We start from the raw sequence: 4,597 nt of genomic DNA, 5'->3' as shown, positions 1-4,597 counted from the left end.
GCCGTGCAATGGCGAAAGAAGCTGAGGCTGAACGGGAACGGGTAGCTAAAGTTATTGCGGCAAAAGGGGAATACGAGGCAGCAGAAAAACTTGCAGAAGCAGCAGAAGTACTCAATAAGCAACCAGCGGCCATTCAACTTCGTATGCTACAAACAATGACAGAAATAGCAGCAGAAAAAAATAGTACAATTCTATTTCCATTTGAAGTATCCTCTGTGGCAAATTTATTTGCAAAACAGGAGAAATAAAAGAAGCAACCCCTGAAAAGGGGTTATTGAAAATTTATTAGAAAATTTCAAAACCTGTGTAGAATTAAATCTTAAATCTATGCAGGCTTTTTATTGAGGAAATTTATAGGATGGACCGTAGAAATGAATATGAAAACAAAGTAGGAAAGGAATTTTGGTTCCATTCCTACTTTGTCCACAGCCGTATATGCGAAGTGGGTGACAAATCCCGGTAAAAGCAAAGGCTCTCTCATCAAAGTAGGAATGAAAAAATCTTCCTATTTACTCAGTGGTATGTGGTTTTTCTTCAGAATGGATTTCTCGCGCCTCTTCAATATTTGTTTTACTACCTCTCATATGAACCGAACCGCCCGATAGACCTTCATTAATCATTCGATCAATATCTAAGTAGGCTTTGTCTTTCCCTTCATAGAGTGTATCTGTACTATCAATTCCTTCATAGACCGTATTGTCATTTTCTTTGTTCATTTTATATCCTCCTATTCGGTATAGTGGAATACCATTTATATGAATGTGTTTAGTATTTAAAATAGGAGGAAGGATTATTCACTTTTTGCTATGAATTTTATATGGACGTATTTCTGACGAATCATCGATAATTGAAAAAATCAAGAGTTATTTCGATTCTTTAATCATGAAGGAAAGTAGAAAAATGATGATAAACGAAATGAAACTAAGTAAAGGCAATGTAATAAATCGAAAAAAAACAATTTGAATGTCGGAACAAGATATCCCTACGTGGCAGAACTGGCTTTTTGTATGAAAGAATTGAATGAAATATTGGTATCCTGCAAATAACAATCCAATAAATGACAAAATCCTTAGATTATAGATAATGTTATACTCTGGTTTGAGAAGAGCGACGGTTATGAGAATAGGCATAGGGTATATACAGATTCTTTGATACCAACATAGTACACAAGGTATTAATCCAACAACTTCACTAAAATACAAACTGCCTCCAATAGATAATAAAGATAGAATTAATACACTATATAGTACTTGATTAAGGGTAAACAGTTTCATAAGTCCTCCTATAGTAACGGTAATGAAAGCTTATTGTACTTTCATTGAACGAGAAAGTGACAATTACGTACAAATTTTGCAAGTGAGTCAGTTCGTTTGACTTTCTGTCATTATACTATTAAGGTGAAATTATAGGCTATATTTGATTAGCTGGCTAACCATTTACATACATCCTAGAAAGCACAATTGTTAAGAGTATTGATAAGAAATTACGTTTTTGAAACACCAAATTTAAAAAGAAAAAAGGGAGTTGTGAAATATGTATGAAATCGTCGTTATAGGAGCTGGTCCAGCAGGGGCAAGTGCTGCTTTGTTTGCTGCAAGAGCTGGAAAAAGTACATTGTTACTCGATAATAATAAAAGTTTGACAAGCCACGCATGGGTTGAAAATCATTATGGGGTGTCAGAAATTTCAGGACCTGACTTACTAGAAGTAGGAAAAAAACAAGCAAGTAAGTTTGGGGCAGAACTTGTAGAAGATCAAGTTACAAACATTGTTAAAAGTGAAACAGGATTTCAAATACAAACAGAAAATAACTCTTATGAAGCACAACATGTTATTCTTGCAACGGGAGTATCAGTAGATCTTGCAGAGAGTATTGGATTAAAAACAAAACCAGGAACGGAACCACGAATCAAAACTGTTCTCGATGTAGATGCAGAAGGAAAAACAAATGTTGATGGAATTTGGGCAGCAGGTACAGTAGCTGGTGTAAGTGTTCATACGATTATCACGGCTGGAGACGGAGCAAAAGTAGCTGTGAATGTAATCAGTCAGTTGAACGGAGCACGTTACGCAGATCACGATGTACTGAATAAATGAGAATAGCTTGAAGCAAGAGGCTGTCTCAAAATTACAAAGAGTACGGAAAATGAGAAATAGACCGCCAAGCAAATCTTTTACAGGAATTTGCATGGCGGTCTATTTTGGCTAAAGGTAATGATGTTATCCCGTTATTTAAGGGAGGGTTCAATATTATGGTTTGGAGCCTTGAAATATATTCTTTACTTTACTCGCAACATAGCTGCTACCGCCCCTGTTTTTTACATCTTCAATCATCATTGCTACTATGGAATTTGGAGCATCGGCATTATAGCCGATAAACCAGCCATTTTCTGTCCCATTTTCCTCTTTTCCTTGTTTTAATTCAGCTGTCCCTGTTTTACCTGCAAGCGTCATCCCTTCTATTTTGGCACTTTTTCCTGTTCCTTCGGGATTGTTTACAACAGCAATCAGTGCTTTATTAATGACAGCAGCATTTTCTTTTGTTGTAACATTGGATTTCCACACTTTACTATCATTTTCTCCTCGTAGTAAGGATGGATAAGGAATGTTCCCATCATTTACAAACGGTGCATAAGAAAGAGCGGCTTGTAGAGATGTGAGAACAACTTCCCCTTGTCCATAGGAAGTATCTGCTAACTGGATATCATTTTTTATGTCACCCAATTTTGAATCTTGAAATGGATATGCAAGCGGAAGTTTCTCGCCAAGTCCAAATTTTTTCGCTTCTTCGGTGAATTTATCTTTGCCAATTTTTAAACCCGATTGGGCAAAATATATATTATCTGAATAGACCATAGCAGTTTCTAGGTTGACTGGATTAACTTCATGTACACGCGTTATATAGTAATTTCCCCAAGACGCATCTTTGGCCCATTGCAATCCGGTGATGGGGAGTGCCTCGGCCGGATCTATCGTTTTTACTTGTAATCCAATCGTAGCGGTAATCGGTTTAAATACGGAACCTGGTGCATAAGCCTTTGTAAAGCGGTTCATCAGCGGCTTTTTCGGGTCATTGTTTAAAGCCTGCCAATCTGCATCCTTTAACCCTCTAACAAATCCATTTGGATCATAAGAGGGGCTACTTACAAGCGCGAGTATTTCTCCTGTTTTCGGACTGATAGCCGAAGCAGTTCCGGAATCTTGATTCATCTGATTATAGATTGCTTGCTGCAGATGGCTATCAATGTTCACTGTAATGGTTTCACCGTCGGTTTGTTTTTTCTCTGCCAGCGTTTCTTTTTCCTTGCCAGAGGAATCTGTAATGTAGATTCTTCCGCCATTTTCACCTCTTAGCTTCGCTTCATAGACTTGTTCCAATCCAGCCTTTCCTACTACATCACCTGTACGATAACCTTTTAATGTTTTTAAATCATCAGCACTTACTTCTCGTATGTACCCGGTTAGATGGGCAGCTGCATCCTTTAGTGGATACGTCCGAATTGGTACGGATTTGGTTGCAACGCCTGGTAAGCTTACATAATCCGTTATATTATCAGAATCTGGAAGAAACGCTAGAGGGACAAAAAGAGAAGGCTGTACCCATTTTTCCTTTAGCTTATTGTTTATCGTATCAATCGAAATACCAAGTTTATTGGCTAAAGTTTGCTTTGTTTGATCCCCGTTATCGCCGAGCTTTCCAGGGACAATGCCAACTTGGTTTGCATTTCCATTTATAGCAAGACCTTGTCCGCTTCGATCGAGAATTTCCCCGCGCTTTGCCTTATAGGTTTGAATGCCAATCTTATCTCCTTCTTTCATGGAAGGGAAGAGGAGCGATGGATTCCATTCTACTTTCCACACATTTTTCTTATCTTGCACCTCTTTAATGAGAGGAAGCGACTCGTTGAATGAAATGTCTCCCGCTAATGTATTCATTTTCACAGAGAAGGGAAGTGAACTTTTCCCATTTTGTGCCTCATTTTTTGTTTTTAACTCAACTGCACCTACTGTAATTTGACTGACTTCCATGTCCTTATAAATTTTTTCATAACGTTTAATAAAATCATCCTTTGATATGGCAGCCTGAGATGCGCTCGAAAGTTGATCGTACATCACATCAAATTTTTGTTCATTCCATGCATTTGTATAAATCTGAAGCGTCTGTTCAGGCTTTGCTTCTTGTCCACAGCCTACTAAAATAAGAAGTACTCCAACAATGATTACCCATATTTTCTTCATTTTCCTCCTCCTACCAATAGCGTTACACCTAGTATTCTATAAAAATTAACATATAAATACAAATGTACTAAATATATATAAATTAAATTTACAACGTAAATAACGTGAAAACGTTATCTTGAAAAAGTGTTTCAAAGCTGTAACATTTTATAGCACAGGAGAGTGCTATAATAAGCCTTGTTATATAACATATAAGCGAAAAATAATTTAAATGGAGGCTTTCATATGTGGGTAATTACTGTTCATTGCAAGGACCAAACAACTATGTTTGAGTTTGACACATTAAGAGAAGCGAAAGAAGTATTTGAAAATATTAAAGGAATTAAATACCTTTCACAAGTCATCTACTTCAATGATG

4 protein-coding genes and 1 pseudogene are annotated in these 4,597 nt (G+C 37.0%); 2 read left to right on the top strand and 3 right to left on the bottom strand.

Annotated features, from left to right (window positions below):
* Window positions 1-248: pseudogene (locus AC11ZT_RS12455) on the top strand (slipin family protein); the annotation flags it as partial.
* Window positions 249-509: 261 nt separating this feature from the next.
* Here the strand turns inward: AC11ZT_RS12455 and AC11ZT_RS12450 are convergent.
* Together AC11ZT_RS12450 and AC11ZT_RS12445 are read right to left on the bottom strand one after the other, a co-directional pair.
* Window positions 510-716 carry a hypothetical protein gene (locus tag AC11ZT_RS12450; RefSeq protein ID WP_484059904.1) on the bottom strand — a complete coding sequence of 69 codons (207 nt, stop codon included), beginning with the start codon at window positions 714-716 and terminating at the stop codon, window positions 510-512.
* 147 nt (window positions 717-863) lie between these two features.
* A complete protein-coding gene (locus AC11ZT_RS12445; RefSeq protein WP_484059903.1) occupies window positions 864-1,274 on the bottom strand; it encodes a disulfide bond formation protein B in 411 nt (136 codons plus the stop codon).
* A gap of 259 nt (window positions 1,275-1,533) precedes the next feature.
* Here AC11ZT_RS12445 and AC11ZT_RS12440 point away from each other — a divergent pair, with 259 nt between their 5' ends.
* Complete coding sequence (locus tag AC11ZT_RS12440; RefSeq protein WP_484059902.1) at window positions 1,534-2,097, top strand: FAD-dependent oxidoreductase; 564 nt, start codon at window positions 1,534-1,536, stop codon at window positions 2,095-2,097.
* A 153-nt stretch (window positions 2,098-2,250) separates the two neighbouring features.
* On the opposite strand, the gene AC11ZT_RS12435 is transcribed toward AC11ZT_RS12440, so the two are convergent.
* A complete protein-coding gene (locus tag AC11ZT_RS12435) occupies window positions 2,251-4,239 on the bottom strand; it encodes a penicillin-binding transpeptidase domain-containing protein (protein ID WP_484059901.1) in 1,989 nt (662 codons plus the stop codon).
* Window positions 4,240-4,597 lie beyond the last annotated feature (358 nt).

Source organism: Ectobacillus sp. (genome assembly GCF_056992975.1).
This window is presented reverse-complemented; position numbering and strand designations above follow the sequence as displayed.

Coding starts and splice junctions, on each gene's coding strand:
- AC11ZT_RS12450 (WP_484059904.1), bottom strand. CDS start 716: ATGAACAAAGAAAATGACAATACGGTCTATGAAGGAATTGATAGTACA.
- AC11ZT_RS12445 (WP_484059903.1), bottom strand. CDS start 1,274: ATGAAACTGTTTACCCTTAATCAAGTACTATATAGTGTATTAATTCTA.
- AC11ZT_RS12440 (WP_484059902.1), top strand. CDS start 1,534: ATGTATGAAATCGTCGTTATAGGAGCTGGTCCAGCAGGGGCAAGTGCT.
- AC11ZT_RS12435 (WP_484059901.1), bottom strand. CDS start 4,239: ATGAAGAAAATATGGGTAATCATTGTTGGAGTACTTCTTATTTTAGTA.